Origin of the sequence: Pseudomonas sp. FR229a (assembly GCF_030209115.1) — a bacterium.
In the GTDB taxonomy this organism is placed as follows: Bacteria; Pseudomonadota; Gammaproteobacteria; order Pseudomonadales; family Pseudomonadaceae; genus Aquipseudomonas; species Aquipseudomonas moraviensis_A.
The window spans coordinates 35,466-60,957 of record NZ_JARVSP010000026.1; the positions used below are offsets into that span (position 1 = coordinate 35,466).

Sequence of the window (25,492 nt, forward strand, 5' to 3'; positions counted from 1 at the left end):
CCCTAAAGCGCATAAAACAAAGGCTTTCGAGCTGAACAATGTGCTGCTTTTGAAAAACCGCATAAGTTTTTTTTGGAATAAGCCTTATGAAAATTTTTTCTTAGCTACGCTCTAGGATGTTCTTAGCTCTGTTGTTACAAGAGTGAAACGCTTACACCCTAAATTTACGTCAAATATTTGGCGACGGTAACACAACATTGAGATCCAGGGAGATGCACCCATGCGCGTTTTAACCCCCCTCTGCAGCGCGGTTTTGCTGGCCATGGCTTGCACTTCCCAAGCCCAGGCGATGAACCTCACCGAGGCGATTCAAAGCACTATCGCCACCCACCCGGAACTGGCTTCGCGCGTGGACGCTCGCCTGTCGGCAGATGAACAGGTGAAAGTGGCCAAGGGCGGGTTCTATCCGTCGGTCGACTTGAACGCTGCCTACGGTCGCGGCTACAGCGACAACACCAACACCCGCGCCTTCGGTAATCACAACACCGAAATTCTCAATTACACCCAATCGGAGCTGCGCTTGCGGCAGATGATCTTCGACGGGTTCAACACCGCCAACGAGGTCGAGCGCACCAAGGGCGTGTCCAACTCCCGCGCCTATTACGCGCAAGGCACCGCACAGGATCTGGCCCTGCGCACCATTGAGGTCTACCTCGAAGTGCTCAAGCGTCGTGAGCTGGTGACGCTGGCCAAGAACAACCTGCAGGCGCACTTGCGGGTCAACGATCAGATCGGCCTGCGCACCGAGCGCGGCATTGGCAGCACCGCAGACTCCGATCAATCGGTCGCCCGTCGTGCGCTGGCGCAGAACAACCTCGACACCGCCGAGGTCGATCTGGCCGATGCCGAATCGAATTTCTACAGTGTGGTCGGACGCATGCCCGACGAGCTGGAAACCCCGGCCTCGACCCGTGGCGAACTGCCGCCGGACCTGCGTGAAGCGCAGCAGAGCATGGTCGACAACAACCCGTACCTGAAATCGGCCCAGGCTGACGTGCAGTCCGCCGAGAGCCAGTACGAAGTGGCCAAGTCGCCGTTCTATCCACGCTTTGACGCGGAAGCGGCAGTCGGCGCCAACAACAACGTGCAGGGCGATGAAGGCCACGACAACGAATGGCGGGTTGGCGTGGTGATGAACTACAACCTGTTCCGTGGCGGCAGCGACAAGGCACGTCTGGCCGCGAATGCCCACGACATCAACCAGGCGATGGACATCCGCAACAACGCCCTGCGTCAGCTCAACGAGAATATCCGTCTGGCCTGGAACGCCATGGAAAACGCCAAGAAGCAGACGCCGACCGCCCGCGAATACGCCGAGACCACCAAACGCGTACGCGCCGCTTATCAGGACCAGTTCGGCCTCGGCCAACGCACCCTGCTCGACCTGCTCGACAGCGAAAACGAGCTGTACAACGCCAACCGTCGCTACACCGAAATCCGCTACACCGAGGAATACTCGATGTACCGCGTCTTGGCGAACATGGGCCAACTGCTGAGTAAACAACGCGTAGTGCTGCCGGCTGATGCGATTGCCACCACCGAAGTGAAAAACCAGGCGCGCCTGCCCGAGTTGAAATAGACCCGCGCAGGAGCTGCCGAAGGCTGCGATCTCTGATCGTTCCCACGCAGAGCGTGGAAACGATCAATTGTGGCGAGGGAGCTTGCTCCCGCTTGAGTGCGCAGCGCTCATTCTTTGCGCATGACTGAAGTCTCGGGCTGCTGCGCAGCCCAGCGGGAGCAAGCTCCCTCGCCACAGAGCTATCGAGTCGTCTTCAGGAGAGGCAATCACTATGACCAGCATGGAACCCGGCGCCACCGGGGTCGATCCGCGCTTGAGCTTCGATGATCCGTTACTCGACGGTCTGCTGATCCTCTGCAAGCTGCACGGCGCCACGGTCAGTCGTGCCAGCCTGAGTGCCGGGCTGCCGTTGAACAAACAACGCCTGAGCCTGGATCTGCTACCCCGTGCGGCGGCGCGGGCCGGGTTGCAGGCGCGGTTATTACGGCGTGACTTGAAAGACATTTCGCCGCTGAACCTGCCGATCCTGTTGCTGCTCAACGATGGCCGCACCGCCGTGCTGCGCCGGTTTGGCGAGGACGGCAAAGCCCTGCTGCTGCCCAGTGAAGCCGATGGCGGCGAGCAATGGGTCAGCCGCGAAGAGCTCAACGAGCACTACAGCGGCCAGGCGTTGTTCGCCCGCCCGCGCCACGAACTCGAAGACCTGCGCGCGCCGCTGGTGCCACGGGTGCATGCGTGGTTTCGCGACACCCTGAAACTGTCGAAATGGCTGTACAGCGATGCGATCCTCGCCAGTTTCCTGATCAACCTGTTGGGCCTGATGGTGCCGTTGTTCGTCATGCAGACCTACGACCGCGTGGTACCGAATCAGGCGACCTCGACCTTGTGGGTGCTGTCGATCGGCTTGCTGATCGGCACCGGTTTCGAACTGGTGCTGCGCGTGGTGCGTGCACACCTGCTCGACACCGCCGGGAAAAAAACCGATGTGATCCTCTCGGCCACTTTGTTCGAGCGCATCACCGGCATGTCGATGAAAGCGCGGCCAGCGACCATCGGCGGATTCGCCCAAAGCATTCATGACTTTCAGGGCCTGCGTGAATTCCTCACCGCCGTGACTCTGACCAGCCTGATCGACTTGCCGTTCGTGGTGTTGATGCTGGTGGTGATCGGCCTGCTCGGCGGCTGGCTGGTGGTGATTCCGCTGCTGGCGTTTCCGATCACGATCATCTTCGCCATGGCGATTCAGGTGCGCCTGCGCGACACCGTGCAGAAAAGCCTGAGCCTCGGCGCCGAGCGTCAGGCGCTGCTGATCGAAACCCTCGGCGGCCTGGAAACCCTCAAGGCCTGCGGCGCCGAAAGCGAGCGCCAGCACAAATGGGAAAGCACCCACGGCGCCCTCACCCGCCTCGACAGCCACGCGCGCAACCTGTCGGCGCTGGCCACCAATGGCACCCTGTTCATTCAGCAGTTTTCCGGGATGGCGACGATTGTCGCCGGGGTCTACAGCATCATCGCCGGCAACCTCAGCGTCGGCGCACTGGTCGCCACCTACATGCTCGGCAGCCGTGTGCTCGCCCCGCTCGGCCAGATCGCCGGGCTGATCACCCGTTACCAGCAAGCGCAACTGACCATGAAAAGCACCGATGCGCTGATGGCCCTGCCGCAGGAACGCGACGGCAAACAACGGCCACTGGAGCGCACGCAGTTGCAGGGTGCGCTGGATGTCAGCGGCGTGACCTTTCATTACAACGGCCAGAATGCGCCAGCGCTGAGCGAGGTCAGCTTCAGCCTGAAACCCGGGGAGCGGGTCGGCATCATCGGCCGCAGCGGCTCGGGCAAAAGTACCCTGGCGCGGTTGGTCATGGGCTTCTACGAAGCGGAAGAAGGCCAGTTGCTGCTCGACGGCCTCGACCTGCGCCAACTGGACGTGGCTGACCTGCGCCAGCAGATCGGTTATGTCGCCCACGACCTGCCGCTGCTGGCCGGCAGCCTGCGCGACAACCTGACCCTGGGTGCGCGCTACATCAGCGATTCACGCATGCTCGAAGTCGCCGAACTGACCGGCGTCACCGAACTGGCCAGGCAACATCCGCAAGGCTTCGACCGGCCGGTGGGCGAACGCGGGCAACTGCTTTCCGGCGGCCAGCGCCAGGCAGTGTTGCTGGCCCGGGCATTACTGTTCGATCCGCCGATCATGCTGCTCGACGAACCCACCAGCGCCATGGACAACAGCAGCGAAGATGCGCTGCGGCAGAAACTGCATGGCTGGGTCCAAGGCAAAACCCTGCTGCTGGTCACTCATCGCACCTCGATGCTGAGCCTGGTGGACCGGTTGCTGGTGCTGGACAACGGCCGGGTCGTGGCTGACGGCCCGAAAGAAGCGGTCATCGATGCACTGCGCAAGGGCCGTGTCGGCTCGGCGGCGGTTTAGATACGTTTACTCGACTCATGATCTACACGCCCCCTGTGGCGAGCGAGCTTGCTCCCGCTGGGTTGCGCAGCAGCCCCAAGGATTTTGTGGGCGCTACGCACCCAAGCGGGAGCAAGCTCCCTCGCCACGGAGTACTCAGTTTGACGATCTTTTAAGAGGGGGACCGCCCCATGTCCGCAGCTTCAGAAAACCAGCCTCGCGGCTACTTCGACAGTTTCGGCAAAAGCGCCGAAGCCGAGTTCATGCCGGAAACCGCCGGCGCGGCGTTGCAGGATTCGCCGCGCAAATCGCGGATCACCGTGTGGCTGGCGGCGGCGCTGCTGATCGCCGCACTGGTCTGGGCCAAATTCGCCGTGCTCGAAGAAGTGACCATGGGCGAAGGCAAGGCGATTCCGTCGAGCAAGGTTCAGGTGATCCAGAACCTGGAAGGCGGCATCGTCACCGAGATTTTCGTCCGCGAAGGTCAGATGGTCGGCAAGGGTGACACCTTGCTGCGTCTGGATGACACGCGCTTTCGCTCGAACAAGGGTGAAAGCGAAGCCGACCGTTACGCGCTGACGGCGCAGGTCGAACGCTTGTCAGCAGAGGCCGAGGGACGCCCCTTCAAGCTTTCTGCCGAAGTAATCGCCAAGGCACCGCAAGTTGCCGAGGACGAGCGCTCGCTGCACGAACAGCGTCAGCGCCGCTTGGCCAGCGAACAGCGGACCCTCAGCGAACAGCTGCGCCAGAAAACCCAGGAGCTGGCCGAATTTCGCTCCAAGCAGGGCCAGTTCAGCTCGAGCCTGGCGCTGCTGCAACAAGAGATGAACATGTCCGAACCGCTGGTGAAAACCGGCGCCGTGTCACCGGTGGAAATCCTCCGGCTCAGACGCAGCGCGGTGGAGATCCGTGGTTCGCTGAACGCCACCACGCTGGCGATTCCCCGCGCCGAATCAGCCATCGCCGAGATCCGCAGCAAGATCGACGAATCCGAGCAAACCTTCCGTTCGGAAGCGGCAAAAGAGCTGAATGAGAAACGCACCGACCTGTCGAAAATCACCGCCTCGAGCATCGCCATCGACGACCGCGTCAGCCGTACTACGGTGACCTCGCCGGTACGCGGGGTGATCAAGCAGATGAAGGTCAACACCATTGGCGGCGTGGTTCAGCCGGGCAGCGACATGGTCGAAATCGTGCCGCTGGAAGACAACCTGCTGATCGAAGCCAAGGTCCGCCCGCAGGACGTCGCGTTCCTGCATCCGGGCCAGAAAGCCATGGTCAAGTTCAGTGCCTACGACTACACGATTTACGGCGGGCTGAGCGCCAAACTGGAGCTGATCGGCGCGGATACGATTACCGACGACAAGGGCAACAGCTTCTATCTGATTCAGGTGCGCACCGACAAGAATCACTTGGGCGGCGATGTGAAACCGCTGCTGATCATCCCGGGGATGGTGGCGACAGTGGACATTATTACCGGCGAGAAAAGCGTACTGGACTACCTGCTCAAACCGGTGTTGAAGGCGCGGACCGAGGCGATGCGGGAGCGCTGAGCCGGGCTCGACTCAACCCTGTGGCGAGGGCGCTTGCTCCCGCCCGACGGCGCAGCCGTCGTAAAACCTGTTGGCGGAGTCTGCCTGACCCAATCAGGTGAAGGGTCTTGGGTCTGCTGCGCAGCCCAGCGGGAGCAAGCTCCCTCGCCACAGCGCCCCCTACTGCGGCCCATGGTTCCTCTCATAAGTTTCCTCCCCCATCGCCGCAATCTGCCCTTCAATCAACGCCTCAAACGGCTTGAGTAACGGCGCAAACGTCGTTGGCGCTTCAAGTGTTTCCAACGCCTGCACAATCGCCTCGATAGTCGATAACGCCCCCGGCCCCGGTGCCTTGCGCAAGCGATAGCGCGACACGCCACCTTCGGCCAACGTCACCCGTGGCAACGCCGCCAGCAGCGGATTGAGGTGCAACATCTTGCGCGCCTTGCGCCATGTTCCATCCGGAACTACCAGCAACAGTGGTTCATCGGACTCGCCATAAGCCTGCATCGGTTGCGCATCATCAGCCGGAAACAACAATCGCGTTTGATAACCCGGCCGGTTCAGCAGCGTCGGCAAATCCTCGAACACTTCACCGACAATCAGCTCGGCATTGCTCAGGCCAAGCGCCGCTAACCGCGCGGTATTGAGCGCGTGACTGACCTCGCTCGGGTGCTGCAGCAGCAATACCCGGGTGCGGCTGTCGAGGTGCGGAATCAACGGGCACAGGCAATGGGTCTTTGGGCGCAGGCAGCGCGGGCATTGGGGTCGGGACATGATGGATTACGCCTGATTCAATTGCGCTTTGAGCAAATCACGGAAAGTCTGGATCAGCGGCTCGCGACTGCGACCGCGGCGCATGATCATCGAAAACGGCGCCTGATAACCGAAAGTTGCCGGCAGCAAGACACGCAGATCACCCTTGTCGGCCCAGGCCTGCGCGTAGTGTTCCGGCAGATATCCGATGTACGCGCCGGAGAGCACCAGAATCAGTTGCGCTTCCATGCTTTCCACGGTCGCGGCGCTGTGTTTGAAACCGTGCCGGGCCAGTTCCGCCTGACTCCAGTAACCGCGCCCGACCATCCGTTGCTGGGTGATGACCTGCTCGGGGATGCGGCGCTCGTTGAACAACGGGTGGCGACTGCTGCAATACAGCCAGTGCTGCTCGCGGTACAACGGCATGTAGACCAGACCGCTCATGCGCGTGGAAAACGCGCCGATGGCCAGATCGAGGCGATTGTCCTGCACGCCGAGTTGCAACTCATAGGGACTCATTACCGACAGGTGCAAATGCACCGCCGGGTGTTCCTGACTGTAGGCGCCGATAGCCTCGGCGAACGGCAAGGCCTTGTCGCTGACCGTCGAGTCGATCACCCCGAGGTTGAGCGTGCCGCGCAGTTCGCCCTTGAGCGCGGCGGCGTATTGCTCGAAGCCTTCAAGCTCGGCAAGCAGGCGCAGGGTTTCCTGATGGAACAATTCGCCCTTGCTGGTCAGGCTGAACCCGCCGCGCCCACGATGGCACAGCACCAGACCGAGCGCGGCCTCGAGTTGGCTCATGTAGGTGCTGATCGCCGAGGTCGAGAGATTGAGTTCCTGCTGCGCATTGGCGAAACCCTGATGGCGTACGACGCTGACGAAGATGCGCAAGAGTTTCAGGTCGGGTAAAGCGTTGGCCATTTCTGCTCCGGGTGTTGCAGCTGTGTCTCTGTGGGAAAAGCCCCTCACCCCAGCCCTCTCCCCGAGGGAGAGGGAGCTGATCTCCATGGCTTTCAAATCCTGAGTTCGACTCGATTTTTCAGGTCGATGCAGATTCCGCCAACTACTCGGTCGGCCCCCTCTCCCTCTGGGAGAGGGCTGGGGTGAGGGCAACAATCCCCAGCCGAACACACCATTCGAACCCGCCAAAGTCTAATCCCACCTCGCCCATTAGTTTAGAAAAATCTGAACTAAGTTTTTGCCCGTAGCGATTCTTCCCCGCCACTGCATTTCGCATCATCGGCCCCACAGCGGCGTGCGACCTGTGCTCAACGGCGCGCCGACATAAATAAAACAACGACGATGAGGCCCTACCCGTGGACAAGATTCTTCACCAACCACTGGGCGGCAACGAAATGCCGCGCTTCGGCGGCATCGCCACCATGCTCCGACTTCCCCATGTACCGACCGCTGCCGGCCTCGACGCTGCCTTCGTTGGCGTGCCGCTGGACATCGGCACTTCGCTGCGCCCCGGCACGCGTTTCGGGCCGCGCGACATCCGCACCGAATCGGTGATGATCCGCCCGTACAACATGGCCACCGGTGCCGCGCCATTCGACTCGCTGTCGGTTGCCGACATCGGAGACGTGGCGATCAACACCTTCAACCTGCTCGACGCCGTGCGCATCATCGAAGAAGCCTACGACAACATTCTCGAGCACAACGTTGTTCCGATGACACTGGGTGGCGACCACACCATCACCCTGCCGATCCTGCGCGCGATCCATAAAAAGCACGGCAAGGTTGGCCTGGTGCACATCGATGCCCACGCTGACGTCAACGATCACATGTTTGGCGAGAAGATCGCCCACGGCACCACGTTCCGTCGCGCCGTCGAAGAAGGTCTGCTCGATTGCGAGCGCGTGGTGCAGATCGGTTTGCGTGCACAGGGTTACACCGCCGACGACTTCAACTGGAGCCGCGATCAGGGCTTCCGCGTGGTCCAGGCCGAAGAGTGCTGGCACAAATCGCTGGCGCCACTGATGGCCGAAGTGCGCGAAAAAGTCGGCGGCGGTCCGGTCTATTTGAGTTTTGACATCGATGGCATCGACCCGGCCTGGGCGCCCGGCACCGGCACCCCGGAAATCGGCGGCCTGACCACCATTCAGGCGATTGAAATCATCCGTGGCTGTCAGGGCCTCGACCTGATCGGTTGCGATCTGGTAGAAGTCTCGCCCGCTTACGACACCACCGGCAACACCTCGCTGCTGGCCGCCAACCTGCTGTACGAAATGCTCTGCGTACTGCCTGGCGTGGTTCATCGCTGAGGGTCGGGTCATGCACGCACGTGATCAGGTTCTGCAAGCGGCCGCCGATCTGGTGTCCGCCTTCGCCCGTAACGATCGCGAAGCTTATTTCGGCGCGTTCAGCGCCGATGCAAGTTTCGTTTTCTACACCCTCGATCAGCCATTGCTATCGCGCGATGCCTATCAGGCCTTGTGGGATAGCTGGCGTGCCGAGGACGGTTTCGAGGTGCTGTCATGCACCTCGAGCAACGCCTTCGTCAGCCTGCAGGGTGACGTGGCGGTTTTCATCCATGACGTGGCCACCGAGCTGCGCATGCAAGGGGAGCAACACTTCAGCCAGGAGCGCGAGACGATTGTTTTCAGAAAACAAGCGTCGAGCCTAGAACAACAAGGCCTATGGCTAGCCTGTCACGAACATTTGTCCGCAATGCCGGAAGGGCTGCCACCCCCTTAGCCAATGGTGACGCTCACGCACGATGAGCGCGCCTGATGATCGGAGCAGATCATGAATAACAACAACAACGAAAAAAGCCTTAGCAGCATTGAAACAAACGGGGTCGAACAGATCCCGAATCATGAGCGCGACGCCGGACCCAGCGACTTGTTTCGCTTGATCTTCGGCGGCGCCAATACCTTCGCCACCGCTGTGCTCGGCAGTTTCCCGGTGCTGTTCGGCCTGTCGTTTCAGGCCGGCGTCTGGGCGATTGTCCTGGGTGTGCTGGTCGGTGCGCTGATCCTCGCGCCGATGGGCCTGTTCGGCCCGCTCAATGGCACCAACAATGCCGTGTCTTCCGGTGCACACTTCGGCGTGCACGGGCGGATTGTCGGTTCGTTCCTGTCGTTGCTGACGGCGATCGCGTTCTTCTCGCTGTCGGTGTGGAGCTCCGGCGATGCGCTGGTCGGCGGCGCCAAACGCCTCGTCGATTTGCCGGAAACCGACCTGTCCCTGGGCCTGGCTTACGGTCTGTTCGCGCTGCTGGTGCTGACCGTGTGCATCTACGGTTTCCGCATCATGCTGTGGGTCAACCGCATCGCGGTGTGGGCCGCGAGCCTGTTGTTCCTGCTCGGCATCTTCGCCTTCGCTCCTGCTTTCGACAGCCAGTACGCCGGCAGCGTGGCGCTCGGTCAGGCGGGGTTCTGGGCGGCATTCATCGGCGCGGCGCTGGTGGCGATGAGCAACCCGATTTCCTTCGGTGCGTTCCTCGGCGACTGGTCGCGCTACATCCCGCGTGAAACACCGAAAGGCCGGATCATGCTGGCGGTGATAGCTGCGCAACTGGCAACGTTGATCCCGTTCCTGTTCGGCCTCGCCACCGCCACTATCGTGGCGATCAAGGCACCGGACTACATCGCTGCGAACAACTACGTCGGCGGCTTGCTGGCGGTATCGCCGAGCTGGTTTTTTCTGCCGGTGTGCCTGATTGCGGTGATCGGCGGCATGTCCACCGGCACCACGTCGCTGTATGGCACCGGCCTGGACATGTCCAGCGTGTTCCCGCGCGTGCTCTCCCGGGTCAAGGCGACCTTGCTGATCGGCGTGCTGTCGATCGCCTTCATCTTCATCGGCCGGTTTGCGGCGAATCTGGTGCAGAGCGTGTCGACCTTCGCCGTGCTGATCATCACCTGCACCACGCCATGGATGGTGATCATGATCATCGGCCTGCTGGTGCGGCGCGGCTTCTACTGCCCGGATGACCTGCAAGTGTTCACCCGTGGCGAACAGGGCGGACGCTACTGGTTCAACCACGGCTGGAACTGGCGCGGTCTGGGCGCGTGGATTCCGAGCGCACTGGTTGGCCTGTGCTTCGTCAACCTGCCGGGTCAGTTCGTCGGCCCGCTCGGCGAAATGGCCGGCGGCATCGACATCAGCCTGCCGGTGACGTTGGGCCTGGCCTCGGTGGTTTATCTGACGCTGCTCAAGCTGTTCCCGGAACCGCGCGAAGTGTTCGGGCCGAGCGATGTGCGCAGCGAAGCCGCCATAAAACCCGAACTACGTCAGGCCGCCTGATTACACACAAAACCCTGTAGGAGTGAGCCTGCTCGCGATGACTGCAGCACATTCGCCATCGATGTGACTGAAAGACCGCTATCGCGAGCAGGCTCACTCCTACAAGGGAACTGATTTCAGCCTCGATATAAAAAAGACAATCGGAGACACGCCATCATGGCTTTGGATTTATTCGTCGTCCTCATCTACGCCGCCGGCATGCTCTTGCTCGGCTACTTCGGCATGCGCAAGGCCAAGACCAACGAGGACTTTCTCGTTGCCGGGCGCAACCTCGGCCCGAGTCTGTACATGGGCACCATGGCCGCCACCGTGCTGGGCGGTGCGTCGACCGTCGGCACCGTGCGTCTGGGCTACGTGCATGGGATTTCCGGTTTCTGGCTTTGTGCGGCACTGGGCTGCGGCATCGTTGCGCTGAATCTGTTCCTCGCCAAGCCGCTGCTGAAACTGAAGATCTACACCGTCACCCAGGTCCTGGAAAAGCGCTACAACCCGATGGCCCGCTCGGCTAGCGCGGCGATCATGCTGGCCTACGCGCTGATGATCGGCGTGACCTCGATCCTCGCCATCGGCACCGTGCTGCAAGTGTTGTTCGGCCTGCCGTTCTGGATTTCGGTATTGCTCGGCGGCGGCGTAGTGGTGATCTATTCGGCGATCGGCGGCATGTGGTCGCTGACCCTCACCGACATCGTCCAGTTCATCATCAAGACTGTCGGCCTGATGTTCATCCTGTTGCCGATCTGCCTGTACCGCGTCGGCGGCTGGGACGAACTGGTGCTGAAACTGCCGGCCACCGCGTTCAACTTCACCACGATCGGCTGGGACACGATCATCACCTACTTCATGATCTACTTCTTCGGCATCCTCATCGGTCAGGACATCTGGCAACGGGTGTTCACCGTCAAGACTGCAAAAGTCGCGCAATACGCCGGCAGCATCGCCGGCATCTATTGCATCGTTTACGGCCTGGCCTGCGCGTTGATCGGCATGGCCGCGCACGTGCTGATTCCGGATCTGGACAACGTCAACAATGCCTTTGCGGCCATCGTCAAACTGTCGCTACCCGATGGCATCCGTGGTCTGGTGATCGCTGCTGCACTGGCGGCGATGATGTCCACCGCCAGCGCCGGCCTGCTCGCCGCAGCCACGACCCTGACCGAAGACCTGCTGCCGAAACTGCGTGGCGGCAAACAGTCGAGCCTGGGCGTGAACCGCTTGTTCACTCTACTGACTGGCGTAATGGTTTTGGGAATCGCGCTGGTGGTGAATGACGTGATCAGCGCCCTCACCCTCGCCTACAACCTGTTGGTCGGTGGCATGCTGATTCCGCTGATCGGGGCGATTTTCTGGAAACGTGCAACCACCGCCGGCGCGATCGCCAGCATGGGCCTGGGCTTTGCCACGGCGCTGCTATTCATGTTCAAGGATGGTCTGGATGCCAACACGCCGATTTACTACAGCCTGGCTGTGGGTCTGGTGAGTTTTGTCGTGGTCAGCCTGATGTCCCGTCGCCCGGCAGTGGTAGCAACTGCGGTGTGAATCGGTGGTAACGCTTTGATGTTTTCTTCAGCGGGTATGGCGTCGGTGGCCATGGCCGTTTTTTTCGCCTGGCGAAAAGCAAAAGATCGCAGCCTTCGGCAGCTTCTACTTTTGTAGAAACCGCCGACGGCTGCGATCTTGAAATCTCTGATCGGAGGTATTAACGCCGACGTGGCTGGCGCCGACGCTGTTCGTCGTCCGTGCGAATCGGTACCGGTTGCAGAGGCGGTTCGATCAAACCGAGGGCAACTCCCAAATCGTGCAGCCAGTTCTGGATTTTCTCTTTCATCGTCATGCCCCCTTCAGGGTGGTGCTGAGCGGCCGGAATTCTGAGGCCGCTTCGCACTGATAATAGTCCGAAGTCCTACGCAATGCTCGGCCAAATCCGCAATGATCTGTTACTGAATTGAACAGGATCCGCGGCGATTGGTTCACGCTGTTTCACGCACTTCATTCAAAGCCACGGGATAGACCGCTTGCTGCACGTCGATCCAGGCGTTCAGGTTGGCCCCGGCCATGCCCTTGCGCCACATGAGCCACGTTGTCGCACCCGCGAACGGCTCGGCCAGCGGATGCACGGCGACGCTTTCGCGGCCCGGCAGGCTGGCGAGCATCGACTCGGCCATCAGTGCCACACCGCTGCCGGCGATCACACAGGCGAGCATGCCCTGATACGACTCGATTTCCATCGGCCGGCCCATCGCCGCATGGTAGTGAGAAAACCACGCCTCCAGGCGCATGCGGTAGGAGCAGCCCTGACGGAAGGTGAACACCGCACGCCCTTCTACGTCCCGCGCACTGCGCACCGGTGGATGGTCGATTTCGGTGATCAGCACCAAGCGTTCCTCGCACAGCGGCACGCCATCTAGCCCCGCCAATTCCAGCGGCCCGTCAACCAATGCCGCGTCGAGGCGGCCGGTGAGCAAGCCTTCGAGCAATTCGCCGGTCGGCGCCGATTGCACCTGCAAATTCACCATCGGGTACTGCTTGTGATAACGCGCCAGCAACGCCGGCAGGTGGATCGCCGCCGTGCTGTACATGGTGCCCAGCACGAAGTCACCGGCCGGTTGCCCGCCCATCACCGCCGCGCTGGCCTGATCGCGCAGGGCAAACAGTTTGCCGGTGTAGTCGAGCAAAACCTTGCCCGCCGGCGACAACTGCAGGCGCTGCCGCTCGCGGACGAACAATTCGACACCCAACTGCTCTTCGAGCTGTTTCAGCCGCGTCGACAGGTTCGATGGCACGCGATGCAGGCGCTCGGCAGCGCGGGTGATCGAGCCTTCTTCGGCGACTGCCTGAAAAATCCGCAACTGACTGAATTCCACCTGCTTTCTCCTGAACAGAACAAGTTACTCACTATTATTCAATTTTAAAGAAAGTCAATCAGTCCTAGCCTGACGGTCATTGTTCCTCAGACGGAAGCCCGACCATGTCGCCGTTGATACGTTTATCTGCCTGCTTGGTCGCCCTGATGCTGGCCATGGGCATCGGCCGTTTCGCCCTGACGCCCCAGATGCCGCACCTGCTCAGCGAAGGGCAGATCGACCTCACCGCCGCCGGCCTGATCGCAGCCGCCAACTATCTCGGCTATCTGCTCGGCGCACTTGATGCGATGTTCGCCCAGCGTCCTCGACAGGTGCAGCGACGGCTGCATGGCGGGCTGTGGCTGTGCGTGCTGCTGACACTGGCGTCTTTCTGGGCCAACGGTTTTTGGTCACACCTGCTGCTGCGCTTTGGTACCGGGGTGGCGAGTGCCTGGGTGGTGGTAATGATCACTTCGCTCAGCCAGCCGCTGGCGGCGGCAGCAGGTCGTCCGCGCTGGGGCGCTCTGGTTTTCGCAGGGCCGGGTCTGGGGATTTTTCTCACAGGATTGCTGGCACTGGTCTCACATCGGTTGCAGCAGACATCGGCGACGCTGTGGCTGATTTACGCAGCCGCCGCATTGCTGATGATGCTTGGCGTCTGGCGGTTGTTGCCGCAGCCCGCGGCGATAAAGGAGACGGCGATCGCCCCTGCGACATCAGCGAACCGAGGAATTGGCCGACTGGCACTGGTGTATGCGCTCTACGGCATCGGCTACATCATTCCGGCGACGTTTCTGGCGCAGATGGCCAACGCGCAGTTTCATGGCCAGTGGCAGGCGGATCTGTTCTGGCCGTGCTTCGGCCTCGGCGCGGCGCTCGGTGTGTGGCTGGTGAGCCTGCGTCGGCATGATCCCGAGACCACGCGGCACTGGCTGATGGCGACGTTGTGGCTGCAAGCGGCCGGCGTGTTCGCCTGTCTGCTCGGCAGCGGCCTCGGCCTGGCGTTGGGGGTGATCCTCTGCGGCACGCCGTTTCTGGCCTGCATGCAACTGGTGATGCAGCGCTCGCGGGAACTGGCACCCCACGCCACTCAACGCAATGCTGGAATGCTCACGGCGTGCTTCGCCGTCGGCCAGCTCAGCGGCCCGTTGCTGGCGGCGCTGAGCAGCCATTTCAGCGGCGGTTTGCAACCGGCGCTGCTGATCGCCGGCGCAGGCCTGTTGGTGGCAGGCGCGCTGGCGATGCAGGTAAAAGCTACTGGCCCAGCGCCTTGCGCAAACGCCGACGCAGCCACTGCTCGGCGCTGACAAAAGTGATGCCGAGCAGCACCAGCACGGCGCCGATGACGAAGTTCAGGCTCAACGCTTCACCGAGCAACAGCACGCCGAAGGTCACGCCGAACAACGGCGTCATGAACGAGAACACCGCCAGGTTGGCCGCCAGATAACGACGCAGCAGCCAGAACCACACCAGATAGCTGAAGAACGACACCACCAAGCCCTGGAACAGCACGCTGGCTACCGCCACGGTGGTCAGGCTGACGTGGGTGATCTGGCCGCTGAACAGCGCGATCAGCAGCAGGCCGATGAAACCGACCAGCAATTGATAAAACAGCGTCAACGTTACCGGCGCTTCCGACAATCGCGAGGCACGCACCACTACAGTGGTCGCGCCCCAACAGGCGCCCGCGAGCACGCCGAAGGCATCGCCCAGGAGCATGCGGCGGTCGAGGTTGTCCCACGACACACCGCCGGCGAAGGCAATCGCGATGCCGATGAAAGCCAGCAGAATCCCCAACCACTGCAATGGGCGCAGGCGCTCGCTGGCGAGGAGGAAATGCACGCCGAGTGCGGTGAAGATCGGCGCGGTATAGAGGAACACCGACATGTGCGCGGCAGTGGTCAGTTGCAGGCCCTCGGCGATGAACAGGAACTCCAGACCAAACAGGGCACCGGCCAGCAGCCCGCCGCGCCAAGTACTGGGGACCTGATCCCAACCGCCCTTCCAGCAGATCAGCAAGCCGACCAGCAACGCGGAAATTCCCGAGCGCCCCGCCGCTTGCATGACCGGCGCGATGTCCGTTGCCGCCCACTTGATCAGGACTTGCTGGACACCCCAGATCAGGCACAGGCCGATCATCACTTGCAGGGCAAAACCGTCGGCATTGCGCCGCTCGGCACTCACCGCAACACCTCGAACACACACAACATGGCAGGCCATCCATTGGTCAGAAAACAGTGTCGGGGATTATCAACCAGATGAGCAGAGAAAGGCGTCTGGAAAAGACATTCAGTTGGTCAGTGACGTCAGCGCTGAATGGTTGACGGCTGCGCCGTCATTCGCGAGCAGGCTCGCTCCCACAGAGGGTTCGGTGAACATGTGGGAGCGAGCCTGCTCGCGAAGAGGGTTCGGTGAACATGTAGGAGTGAGCCTGCTCGCGAAGAGGTCAGCACTGGCGATAAAGCTTTTGGATCAGTCAGGCGAATCGCTTCGCCACCAGATAACCCACCGTGCAGGCAACCGCCGTCGCCACTGTGCCCCACGCCCAATCCAGCAAACTCACCTGCGCCGACCAGCCGCGCAAGGTCGCCCAGTTGGTCAGGTCATAAGTGCCATAGGCCACTAGCCCCAGCAGCGCACCGAGCTTCGCCGCTCGCTGCCAGCGCAGCGCCGGCAACACCGCGAATACCACGCAGCCGATCACGTACAGGCCATAAAAAACCGCTGCGGGGAACAGCAGCGGTTTTTCCAGCATCAGCGAACCGAGCAGTTCGCGATAGGTCGGCGCCATCAACAGCCCGAGCCAGATACCGTCGAGCAGCAGAAACGTCAGTAGCGTCGAGACGTATGCGATCAGCGCCTTTTTCATTGGCTCACCCCTTTAGATGTGGGAGCCGCCGATTTTCAAGATCAAGATCAAAAGATCGTCCGAACGCGGCCCGAGCCTTCGGCAGCTCCTACCATGGGCCTGCGGTGAGTCAGGTTAGTTCAATGCGATCGGCGTGGATGACGATCTTGCCTTCCTTGTACAGCGAGCCGATGGCTTTCTTGAAGTTGCCTTTGCTGACGCCGAACAGGCTGCTGATCAACGCCGGATCACTCTTGTCGCTGACCGCCAGGGTGCCGTCGTTTTCGCGCAACTTGCCGAGGATCTTCGAGCTCAGGCTGCTGGCGGCTTCCTGGCCAACCGGTTGCAGGCTCAGGCTGATCTTGCCGTCGGCGCGCACTTCCTTGATGAAGCCTTTCTCGCGCATGCCTGAACGCATGAACTTGAAGATCTCGTTCTTGTGGATCAAGCCCCAGTGCTTGTTGTTGATGATCGCCTTGAAGCCCATGTCGGTGGCCTCGGCAACCAGCAGATCCACTTCCTGGCCCGGGCTGTAGGTGGCCGGGGTCTTGTCCAGATAACGATCGAGACGCGCGGTGGCGGTAATGCGGCGCGTGTGTTTGTCGAGGTAGACATGCACCACGCAATATTCGCCAGCGGTCATCTGGCGCTTTTCTTCCGAATACGGCAGCAACAGATCCTTCGGCAGGCCCCAGTCGAGAAACACGCCGATGCTGTTGACTTCAACCACTTTCAGGCTGGCAAATTCGCCGACCTGGACTTTGGGTTTTTCCGTGGTGGCGAGAAGTTTGTCTTCGCTGTCCAGATAGATGAATACGTTGAGCCAGTCTTCATCTTCGCTGGGAATATCTTTGGGGATATAACGGTTGGGCAAAAGAATTTCGCCATCGGCACCGCCGTCCAGATATAAACCGAAGTTAGTGTGTTTAACCACTTGCAAACTGTTGTAACGCCCGACTAAAGCCATTTCCGAAACCCTCAATACGTGGGCGGCATTCTACCCGTTTTTGCCGCGAACGTCGGGCGGCAGATCCTCGCAGCGGGAAATCTGCTTCAACGTGTTGATTTTGCTTGATCACCGCCCCGTGAGGTGCCGCTCGTCAGTCCGGCGAGGCGGCTCACTGCTGTGCGCATTTGCCTCGGTCTGAGCAGATGTTCTTATTTAAAACAGCGGGTTAGCGACATATTAATAGTATCGACCCGGTATTAATGCGGCGCTGAGCCTGGTTATTCCCGGGGATATTTACCAAGCTATTGTCAAGTTATTCCTGTACGATGCCTGGCCGAGTTACTTTTCTACAGGTTAATGGCCGCCATGCGTGTAAAAGCATCCACCAGCAAAGCAAAGCCAGCTCCAGCCGTTGAAACCAGCGAATCGATCAACGATCAGATCGCAGCGTTCCTCAAGTCCGGCGGCGAGATCCAGCAAATTGCCAAAGGCGTCAGTGGCCAGACGTTCGGCCCGTCCAAGCAGATCAGCCTGGGCAAGAAGTAATACCGGTTTTACCCCGTCCAGAGGCGCTTTGAGCTTCGAAGCGCCTGGACTGGCACCGCACCACCCCCCTTCGCTTTAAACAAATATCCCCGAAAATCGACGAACGGCCATCATTGCCGAGCATTCGCCGGTATCCTTGCACGCGTCTAGATCAAGCGTTTCAGCAGGCATTCGCCCTGCGCTCGCGGTTCATGGAGTGACGCATGCGCCCATTTCCCTGTTTATTGTTCGTCAGCCTGCTCTCAGGCGCGACCGCGCACGCGCAGGTTTTTCAGGGTCAACTGGGCGACTTCGATCTCAAGCTCGGCACCACGCCCAGCCGCAGCATGGCCCAGGGACTGGTCAAACCGGCGGCGGTCGGCTCGTTCCATGGCGGCCTCGATCTGAGCCACGACAGCGGCGTGTATTTCGGCCAGTACGCGCCGAGCATGGGCATCACGCCGGGCAAAAACCTCGAGATCGATTCCTACGTCGGCTTCAAGCAACCTTTCGATCAGGTGCTCGGCTATGAAGTCGGGATGATTCACTACAGCTATCCCCGCGTCGACACGCTCGACAGCCAAGAGCTGTTTGGTGGCCTGACCCTGCTCGGCAGTCGCTTCGGCATCGCTCTAAGCAACGACCCGGATAAACAGAACAACACCTTGTTTGCCGATCTCAGTGGCAACCAGCCGTTCGGCATTGGCGTGAGCATGAAATACACCACTCACCAATTGAACAGCCCGGTGGCCGTGGACGGAGGCTACATCAGCAGTTTCACCGATTGGTCGGTCAAACTGTCGCGGCCGTTCATGGGCGTCGATCTCGATCTGATCTACAGCAATTCCAGCCTTAGTGGCAGCGATTGCTCGGCCTATTCCGGGCACAACAGCGAGTGCGACGGCCTGGTCACGCTCAAGGCCGTACGCACGTTCTATTGATCGGCTGAACTGCTGCGCGCATCCCGCATCACATAAGAATCAGATTTCCGACGCCAGGCTCTCGCAAGGATTTGCCCATGTCTCGCTGGTTCAAACAGATTGCCGCCCTGCTGATCTTCACCCTCGCCCTCGGCGCCTGCAGCCGCGTGGGCCTGGCCTACCGCAACCTCGACGTAATCATTCCGTGGTCGCTCGGCGACTACGTGGACATGAACGGCGAGCAGAAAGACTGGTTCAACGAACGACTGAAGGAACACCTGAGCTGGCACTGCACCACGCAGTTACCCGGTTACCTGGACTGGCTGGACCGTTTGCAGGCCATGGTCGAAAGCAACCAGGTCACCGATGCCGCTTTGCAGGAGCGCACCGCCGAAGCCAAACAGGCGATCGCCGAAACCGCCCGGGAGATCACCCCGTCGGCGATCGAACTGCTGCAGGGTCTGGACGATAAACAGGTGGCGGAAATGAATGACGCGTTTGCCAAGGATTTGCGCAAACGCCAGCAGGAATACGTGAAACCACCCTTGGCCCAGCAGATCAAGGAACGCGGCGAACGCATGGAAAAGCGCTTGAACGATTGGCTGGGTCCGTTGAGCGACACGCAAAAACAACGCGTGGTGGCCTGGACCAACGCTTTGGGCGATCAGAACACCCAATGGATCGCCAACCGTGCGCATTGGCAGCAACAGTTCAGCGCCGCCGTTGCGCAACGCAAAAGTCCGGAATTCCCACAACGCATCGAGACGCTTCTGGTCAATCGCGAGCGGTTGTGGACAGCGGATTACCGCAAGGCCTACGCCAACACAGAAGCCCAGGCGCGCTCGTTGTTTGTGGACTTGATGGCCGAGAGCACGCCGCAACAACGTGAGCGCTTGCTGAAAAAGATCGAAGGCGTGCGCAAGGATTTCAATGACCTGAAGTGCCTGAAGGCCGCGAAGAAACCGTAAGACATTACACATCCCCCTGTAGGAGTGAGCCTGCTCGCGATAGCGGTTATCCATTCAGCACATATTCAACTGACAGACCGCTATCGCGAGCAGGCTCACTCCTACAGGAGGGCGGTGGTCAGTCAGGCAATTTGGGCTTTTGAGGCGACTTCATCAAACGTCGCTTCATCCAGCGCATCTTCCTGCTCATCCAGCACCTGGCGCGGGTGGTCATTGCCGGGAATGCTGCTGTCGATCAGGCTCAGCAGGCTGGAGCCACGCGGTGTCAGACTGAAGTTATTGCCGGTACTGCCTTCATGCTCCGCACGCGGCTCGATGAATCCACGTTCCAGCAGGAGCTTCTCGTAATCGCAGGCCACGGTTTTAAGGTGATCGAGATTCTCGATCGGCTCGCCGGCGCTGGCTTTCTCGGCCGCATGGTCCTCGGCATAAGCGCGGGGAGCGAAGCTGTGGCCCGCGCTGTTCTGCACTTCGTGCAGCAAACGTTCAATCAAATCCCAGTTATAAGTCGTCATCCTGATTCAACCTCCGGTGCGGGTGATTTGTGCCGCGTTCAAGGTTGTGACCCAAGCGCCGCGCAGCCGTTCAGCCGCATATTTTCACGCCGACCGACCGGCGGTGTGTCGATTCCCCTGCCCGTTGAACGACTAGTCTCAAAACAGCCGGCTCATCCCGCAGGAGACATCGTCATGAACGTTGCAAATCACCCGGTGGTATCACGCGAAGAATGGCTCGCCGCCCGTCAACAGCATCTGGCTCACGAAAAAGCCTTTACCCGCGAACGCGACCGCCTCAGCGCCGAGCGCCGTGCCCTGCCCTGGGTAAAAATCGACAAGGACTATCATTTCCAGGGACCGACCGGCGAGCTCAAGCTCAACGACCTGTTTGGCAACCACAGTCAGTTGATCATCTACCACTTCATGTTTGCCAAAGGCTGGAAGGAAGGCTGCCAGGGCTGCTCGTTCCTCAGCGATCACATCGACGGCGCCAATCAGCATCTGGCCCACCACGATGTCGCGGTAGTCGCCGTTTCCCACGCGCCTTTCGACGAGTTTCAGGCATTCAAACAGCGCATGGGCTGGACATTCGACTGGGTCTCGTCAGAAGGTTGCGATTTCAATTACGACTTCGGCGTCTGCGCCCGGGCTGAAGATGTCGCTGAGGGCAAGGCTACCTACAATTACGAAAAAACCGACAGCGCCGAGGAAGAAATGCCGGGGCTGAGCGTGTTCTATCGCAATGAACAAGGCGAGATCTTCCACACCTATTCCACATACGCACGCGGTCTGGACATGCTGGTTGGCGCTTACCACTATCTTGATCTGACGCCCAAAGGCCGGAACGAGGACGAGATCATGGAATGGGTGCGGCATCATGATCGGTATGACGGTGCGACAAAGGCGAGTTGCTGTCATGCCGATTGAGCGCAACGCTGACCCCACAGTTTCTGAACTTTTGCCAGGCTTCAGCCCTCAACCGGTTAACCCGCCTTAACCGGAACTGAGGCCTGCCCATGAAGACCCTGATCAAGCTCTCCCTCGCCGCCACTCTCGCCTGCGCCCTGCCCGTCTGGGCCTGTACGCCAGAAGAGGCGACGATCAAACGCGAACAACTGGCCAAGGAAGTCTCGAAGCTCACCGAGCAGAATCCGGAAAAAGCCAAGGAGATCAACGCCGAGTTGCAGAAAATGGATCTGGAGACGGCCAGCGCTGATGTGCCCGACAAGTGCCAGTTGATCGACCAGCGTTTGAAGGAACTGGGTTCGGCAGAGAAAAAGGCCGAGAGTTGAGGACGAAAAAAAACCGGACAATGTCCGGTTTTTTTATGCGCGTTCTAAAGCTTACTCAGCCGCAGGTTCAGCCGGCTTGCGACGCTTGAGCGGGGCCATGCCGTCGCTGCTCACCAGAGAATCCGGCTTCGGACGGTTGACGCTCTTGCGCTTGGTTGGTGTCTTGGCGGCGGTCTTTTTCTTGTCGCCCTTGGCGTCGGTCTTTTTCTTCTTCACGCCGACGGCTTTACCCGAGGCCTTGACCTTTTTAGGGCCGCCGTAGGTGCCTTTGACTTCCTTGATCGTGCGGCGCTCGAAGCTCTGCTTGAGGTAGCGCTCGATACTCGACATCAGGTTCCAGTCGCCGTGGCAGATCAGCGAGATCGCCAGACCATCGTTGCCGGCACGGCCGGTACGACCGATGCGGTGTACGTACTCGTCACCGCTGCGTGGCATGTCGAAGTTGATCACCAGATCCAGACCGTCGACGTCCAGACCACGGGCGGCAACGTCAGTGGCAACGAGGATCTTCACACCGCCCTGCTTCAGACGATCGATCGCCAGTTTGCGATCCTTCTGGTCTTTCTCGCCGTGCAGCACGAACGCCTTGTATTCCTGGGCCACCAGGCGGCCGTAGATGCGATCGGCCATGGCGCGGGTATTGGTGAAGACGATGGCCTTCTGGTAGGTCTCGTTGGCCAGCAACCAGTTCACAATCTGCTCTTTGTGCTGATTGTGGTCGGCGGTGATGATTTGCTGACGAGTCGTCGAGTTCAGTTGACTGACCGCATTGAGCTGCAAGTGCTCCGGGTTGTTCAGGACCTTGGCGATCATCTCGCGCAGGCCGGAACCGCCGGTGGTGGCGGAGAACAGCATGGTCTGCTGACGGTTCGGGCATTCATCGACCAGACGCTGCACGTCTTCGGCGAAACCCATGTCGAGCATGCGGTCGGCTTCGTCGAGCACCAGCACTTCGACTTCTTTGAGGTCGAGGTTGCCGGCGTTGAGCTGCTCGATCATCCGCCCCGGGGTGCCGATGAGGATGTCCGGCACTTTGCGCAGCATTGCGGCCTGTACCTTGAAGTCTTCACCACCAGTGATCAGGCCGGACTTGATGAAAGTGAACTGCGCGAAGCGTTCAACTTCCTTCAGGGTCTGCTGGGCCAGTTCACGGGTCGGTAGCAGGATCAGCGTCTTGATGCTGACGCGAATCTTCGCCGGGCCGATCAGGCGATTGAGGATTGGCAGAACGAAAGCGGCGGTTTTGCCGCTACCGGTTTGCGCCGTCACCCGCAGATCACGCCCCTGGAGCGCCAGCGGAATGGCCGCGGCTTGCACAGGCGTTGGCTCGACAAATTTCAGCTCGGCCACGGCTTTGAGCAGGCGTTCGTGCAGGGCGAATTGGGAAAACACGGGTGCTACCTCGAAGATATGCAAAAAAACAGCTGCATAGGTTACCGGTTTCGAGCGCTCAGGCCGAGTTTCTTTGTGCAAACGCCGACAATCAGTGGTTTTTTTGTTGCCCGATTTGTCACTCGCTGCAATACACAGCGTCTTAAATGCTCTAATCGGCCCTCGCGTCTTACAGAAGAAACGTTTCGCTCATGGATATCAAACAGCTCTGGCTCAAAGCCCAGGACCTCTGGGGCACACTCGAAGAGCACCCGCTGCTGCAATCGGGACTGGCACTGCTGGTGCTGCTGGTCATCGCGCTGGTACTCGGACGCGTGGCGCGTTACCTGATCCTGCACGCCAGCCGCATGCTCGGCCGCCAACCGGCGCTGCACTGGATCAACGACTTGCGCCACAACAAGGTGTTTCAACGACTGGCGCAAATGACGCCGTCGCTGGTGATCCAGTTCGGCCTGCACCTGGTGCCGGAACTGAGCAAGACCGCGATGAATTTTCTCGGCAACGTCGCGCTGGCCTTCACCATCCTCTTCCTGCTGCTCTCGGTCAGCGCCCTGCTCAATGCCTTGCTCGACATCTACGCGCGCACCGAGCATGCGCGCACGCGCTCGATCAAAGGCTACGTGCAGCTGGCGAAGATGGTCTTGTACGTGTTCGGCGCGATCATCATCGTCGCCACCCTGATCGACCGTTCGCCGCTGTTGCTGCTCTCGGGCCTGGGTGCGATGTCGGCGGTGATCCTGTTGGTCTACAAGGACACCCTGCTGTCATTCGTCGCCAGTGTGCAGCTGACCAGCAACGACATGCTGCGGGTTGGCGACTGGATCGAGATGCCGCAAGTCGGCGCCGATGGCGACGTGGTCGACATCACGTTGCACACGGTCAAAGTGCAGAACTTCGACAAAACCATCGTCTCGATCCCGACCTGGCGTTTGATGTCCGAGTCGTTCAAGAACTGGCGCGGCATGCAGCAGTCCGGCGGCAGGCGGATCAAGCGCAGCCTGTTCATCGACGCCAGCGGCGTGCGCTTCATCCGCGACGACGAGGAAGAAAAGCTTTCGCAAGTGCACCTGCTGACCGACTACATGGGCCGCAAGAAAGCCGAGCTCAAGGCCTGGAACGAAGCGCAGGGCAATGTCGCCGCAATGTCGGCCAACCGCCGCCGGATGACCAATATCGGCACCTTTCGCGCCTACGCTTTGGCGTATCTGAAAAGTCACCCGGAGATTCAGCCGAACATGACCTGCATGGTCAGGCAGATGCAGACCACCGCCCAAGGCATTCCACTGGAAATCTACTGCTTCACCCGCACCACGGTGTGGGCCGATTACGAGCGGATTCAGGGGGATATTTTCGATTATCTGCTGGCGGTGCTGCCGGAGTTTGGCTTGAGTCTGTATCAACAGCCAAGTGGCGGGGATTTGCGCGCGGGGTTGCTGCCGGCGGTGTTGGGCACGGCGAATATTCCGGAGCCGGAAAAACACCTGATGTAACCCACGAATCCAACTGTAGGAGTGAGCCTGCTCGCGATAGCGCCAGTCCAGACAACTCGATGTCGACTGAACAATTGCTATCGCGAGCAGGCTCACTCCTACATGGGTTATGCAGTGGCCTGGGATTTGCGAATACCCAACCGGCTAATCCACACCGCCATCAGAATCACACTGCCGCCGAGGAACAATCTCCCCAGTTCCTCATGCTGATTCCAGATCAGCAAATTCAACAACAACCCTACCGGTACATGCAGATTGTTCATCACCGCCAGCGTCCCGCCGTTGACCATGCACGCGCCCTTGTTCCACCAGTACAAGCCCAGCGCCGTCGACACCAGCCCGAGAAACAGCAACACCGCCCATTGCAGCGGTGCTTCCGGGAGAAAGTTCGATTTGCCGAACAACAGAAACGCCGGCAGCACCACCGCCAATGCGCCGAGGTAGAAATAACCGAAGCGCCGGTAATGCGGCAGATCACTCGGGTGCCTCGCCACCAGATGCTTGTACAGGACCTGCCCGGCGGCGTAGGTGAAGTTGGCCAGTTGTAGCAGCAGGAAGCCCATGAAGAAGTCCGGACTGATGCTGTCGAAACGAATCACCGCCGCACCGCCGACTGCCACCAGCGCGGCAATCAGCGCCCATGGGTTGAAGCGACGGTTCAGAGCGTCTTCGATCAGCGTCACATGCAGCGGCGTGAGAATGGTGAACAGCAACACCTCCGGAACCGTCAGCACACGGAAACTCAGGTACAGGCAGACGTAAGTCACGCCAAACTGCAACGCGCCGATCAGCAACATGCCCCGCATGAACGCCGGCTCCACCGAACGCCAGCGCGTCAACGGAATAAACACCAGCCCGGCCAACACCACACGGACCAGCACCGCAAAGTAACTGTCGACATGCCCGGCCAGGTACTCGCCGATCAAACTGAAGGAAAACGCCTGGATCAGCGTGACAAAAAGTAGATAGCCCATGCTCGCCTCGAAAATCGAATGGCGGCGACGATAGCGGTTTTTCGGATGGGCTCCAACAGTAAACGGCGCCGGAATCAAAAGCCCCTCACCCTAGCCCTCTCCCAGAGGGAGAGGGGACTGACCGAGGTGTTTGGGCTAGCTGCGCCGACTTGGGATACCGAATCGAACTCAGGCCTGAAAAAATCAAAAGCCCCTCACCCTGGCCCTCTCCCAGAGGGAGAGGGGACTGACCGAGGGGTTTGGTCGAGAAACGCCGACGTGGCATATCGAGCTGATCTGGCTTAATGATTCTGGACACTCCTAAAGGGCGGTAATCTACGCCCATA

At 60.2% G+C, this 25,492-nt stretch carries 24 protein-coding genes; 14 read left to right on the forward strand and 10 right to left on the reverse strand.

Annotated elements, in window-relative coordinates:
- Positions 1-220 precede the first annotated feature (220 nt).
- The 3 genes from QRN33_RS21730 (at position 221) to QRN33_RS21740 (ending at position 5,482) form a co-directional block, all read left to right on the forward strand.
- Positions 221-1,579 (forward strand): TolC family outer membrane protein, encoded by a 1,359-nt coding sequence (locus QRN33_RS21730; protein ID WP_039761048.1) that lies wholly within the window; start codon positions 221-223, stop codon positions 1,577-1,579.
- 211 nt (positions 1,580-1,790) lie between these two features.
- Positions 1,791-3,950: a type I secretion system permease/ATPase gene (locus QRN33_RS21735; RefSeq protein ID WP_285410042.1), complete on the forward strand. Its 2,160-nt coding sequence runs from the start codon at positions 1,791-1,793 to the stop codon at positions 3,948-3,950.
- A 170-nt stretch (positions 3,951-4,120) separates the two neighbouring features.
- On the forward strand, positions 4,121-5,482 hold the full coding sequence (locus QRN33_RS21740; RefSeq protein ID WP_064362482.1) for an HlyD family type I secretion periplasmic adaptor subunit: 1,362 nt from the start codon (positions 4,121-4,123) through the stop codon (positions 5,480-5,482).
- Positions 5,483-5,641: 159 nt separating this feature from the next.
- On the opposite strand, the gene QRN33_RS21745 is transcribed toward QRN33_RS21740, so the two are convergent.
- Positions 5,642-6,238 carry a tRNA-uridine aminocarboxypropyltransferase gene (locus QRN33_RS21745; protein WP_285410045.1) on the reverse strand — a complete coding sequence of 199 codons (597 nt, stop codon included), beginning with the start codon at positions 6,236-6,238 and terminating at the stop codon, positions 5,642-5,644.
- Positions 6,239-6,244: 6 nt separating this feature from the next.
- The gene (locus tag QRN33_RS21750; RefSeq protein ID WP_007956593.1) at positions 6,245-7,138 is read right to left on the reverse strand and encodes a LysR family transcriptional regulator; all 894 of its coding nucleotides are present in this window, start codon (positions 7,136-7,138) and stop codon (positions 6,245-6,247) included.
- 395 nt (positions 7,139-7,533) lie between these two features.
- Between QRN33_RS21750 and speB the strand changes: the two genes are divergently transcribed.
- The 4 genes from speB (at position 7,534) to QRN33_RS21770 (ending at position 12,007) form a co-directional block, all read left to right on the forward strand.
- Positions 7,534-8,484, forward strand: coding sequence for an agmatinase (gene speB, locus QRN33_RS21755; RefSeq protein ID WP_042607473.1), 951 nt, complete (start codon positions 7,534-7,536; stop codon positions 8,482-8,484).
- Positions 8,485-8,494: 10 nt separating this feature from the next.
- A complete protein-coding gene (locus QRN33_RS21760; protein ID WP_064362486.1) occupies positions 8,495-8,917 on the forward strand; it encodes a YybH family protein in 423 nt (140 codons plus the stop codon).
- Positions 8,918-8,968: 51 nt separating this feature from the next.
- Positions 8,969-10,471 carry a purine-cytosine permease family protein gene (locus tag QRN33_RS21765; RefSeq protein ID WP_285410048.1) on the forward strand — a complete coding sequence of 501 codons (1,503 nt, stop codon included), beginning with the start codon at positions 8,969-8,971 and terminating at the stop codon, positions 10,469-10,471.
- Positions 10,472-10,627: 156 nt separating this feature from the next.
- Positions 10,628-12,007 (forward strand): sodium:solute symporter family protein, encoded by a 1,380-nt coding sequence (locus QRN33_RS21770; RefSeq protein ID WP_285410050.1) that lies wholly within the window; start codon positions 10,628-10,630, stop codon positions 12,005-12,007.
- A gap of 160 nt (positions 12,008-12,167) precedes the next feature.
- Here the strand turns inward: QRN33_RS21770 and QRN33_RS21775 are convergent, their stop codons facing one another.
- Together QRN33_RS21775 and ptrR are read right to left on the reverse strand one after the other, a co-directional pair.
- On the reverse strand, positions 12,168-12,296 hold the full coding sequence (locus tag QRN33_RS21775; protein WP_003184145.1) for a PA1414 family protein: 129 nt from the start codon (positions 12,294-12,296) through the stop codon (positions 12,168-12,170).
- A 142-nt stretch (positions 12,297-12,438) separates the two neighbouring features.
- Positions 12,439-13,332 (reverse strand): putrescine utilization regulator PtrR, encoded by an 894-nt coding sequence (gene ptrR, locus QRN33_RS21780; RefSeq protein ID WP_116658756.1) that lies wholly within the window; start codon positions 13,330-13,332, stop codon positions 12,439-12,441.
- Between the two features lie 104 nt (positions 13,333-13,436).
- On the opposite strand from ptrR, the gene QRN33_RS21785 reads away from it, so the two are divergent.
- Positions 13,437-14,618 carry an MFS transporter gene (locus QRN33_RS21785; protein ID WP_285410052.1) on the forward strand — a complete coding sequence of 394 codons (1,182 nt, stop codon included), beginning with the start codon at positions 13,437-13,439 and terminating at the stop codon, positions 14,616-14,618.
- Here the strand turns inward: QRN33_RS21785 and QRN33_RS21790 are convergent.
- The 3 genes from QRN33_RS21790 to QRN33_RS21800 all read right to left on the reverse strand — a co-directional run bounded on the left by QRN33_RS21790 (position 14,566) and on the right by QRN33_RS21800 (position 17,126).
- Entirely contained in the window at positions 14,566-15,495 is a 930-nt protein-coding gene (locus QRN33_RS21790; RefSeq protein WP_123417969.1) for a DMT family transporter, read from the reverse strand. The genes QRN33_RS21785 and QRN33_RS21790 overlap by 53 nt on opposite strands.
- 292 nt (positions 15,496-15,787) lie before the next feature.
- Positions 15,788-16,180, reverse strand: coding sequence for a DUF2177 family protein (locus QRN33_RS21795; RefSeq protein WP_285410055.1), 393 nt, complete (start codon positions 16,178-16,180; stop codon positions 15,788-15,790).
- A 109-nt stretch (positions 16,181-16,289) separates the two neighbouring features.
- Positions 16,290-17,126, reverse strand: a complete 837-nt coding sequence (locus QRN33_RS21800; protein ID WP_016771157.1) for a CvfB family protein — start codon at positions 17,124-17,126, stop codon at positions 16,290-16,292.
- 339 nt (positions 17,127-17,465) lie between these two features.
- Here QRN33_RS21800 and QRN33_RS21805 point away from each other — a divergent pair, with 339 nt between their 5' ends.
- The 3 genes from QRN33_RS21805 to QRN33_RS21815 all read left to right on the forward strand — a co-directional run bounded on the left by QRN33_RS21805 (position 17,466) and on the right by QRN33_RS21815 (position 19,521).
- A complete protein-coding gene (locus tag QRN33_RS21805; protein ID WP_016985943.1) occupies positions 17,466-17,654 on the forward strand; it encodes a PFL_1563 family small protein in 189 nt (62 codons plus the stop codon).
- Between the two features lie 203 nt (positions 17,655-17,857).
- Positions 17,858-18,574, forward strand: a complete 717-nt coding sequence (locus tag QRN33_RS21810; RefSeq protein WP_064362498.1) for a TorF family putative porin — start codon at positions 17,858-17,860, stop codon at positions 18,572-18,574.
- A 77-nt stretch (positions 18,575-18,651) separates the two neighbouring features.
- Positions 18,652-19,521, forward strand: a complete 870-nt coding sequence (locus QRN33_RS21815) for a DUF6279 family lipoprotein (protein WP_042607464.1) — start codon at positions 18,652-18,654, stop codon at positions 19,519-19,521.
- Positions 19,522-19,643: 122 nt separating this feature from the next.
- On the opposite strand, the gene QRN33_RS21820 is transcribed toward QRN33_RS21815, so the two are convergent.
- Complete coding sequence (locus QRN33_RS21820) at positions 19,644-20,036, reverse strand: transcriptional regulator (protein ID WP_065617438.1); 393 nt, start codon at positions 20,034-20,036, stop codon at positions 19,644-19,646.
- Between the two features lie 174 nt (positions 20,037-20,210).
- Between QRN33_RS21820 and QRN33_RS21825 the strand changes: the two genes are divergently transcribed.
- Entirely contained in the window at positions 20,211-20,945 is a 735-nt protein-coding gene (locus QRN33_RS21825) for a DUF899 domain-containing protein (RefSeq protein WP_285410059.1), read from the forward strand.
- Between the two features lie 89 nt (positions 20,946-21,034).
- Entirely contained in the window at positions 21,035-21,310 is a 276-nt protein-coding gene (locus QRN33_RS21830) for a hypothetical protein (protein ID WP_042607461.1), read from the forward strand.
- A gap of 51 nt (positions 21,311-21,361) precedes the next feature.
- Here the strand turns inward: QRN33_RS21830 and QRN33_RS21835 are convergent, their stop codons facing one another.
- Positions 21,362-22,702, reverse strand: coding sequence for a DEAD/DEAH box helicase (locus tag QRN33_RS21835; protein ID WP_039761006.1), 1,341 nt, complete (start codon positions 22,700-22,702; stop codon positions 21,362-21,364).
- A gap of 191 nt (positions 22,703-22,893) precedes the next feature.
- Between QRN33_RS21835 and QRN33_RS21840 the strand changes: the two genes are divergently transcribed.
- Complete coding sequence (locus QRN33_RS21840; protein ID WP_042607459.1) at positions 22,894-24,192, forward strand: mechanosensitive ion channel family protein; 1,299 nt, start codon at positions 22,894-22,896, stop codon at positions 24,190-24,192.
- Between the two features lie 107 nt (positions 24,193-24,299).
- On the opposite strand, the gene QRN33_RS21845 is transcribed toward QRN33_RS21840, so the two are convergent.
- On the reverse strand, positions 24,300-25,166 hold the full coding sequence (locus tag QRN33_RS21845) for a carboxylate/amino acid/amine transporter (RefSeq protein ID WP_065617493.1): 867 nt from the start codon (positions 25,164-25,166) through the stop codon (positions 24,300-24,302).
- Positions 25,167-25,492 lie beyond the last annotated feature (326 nt).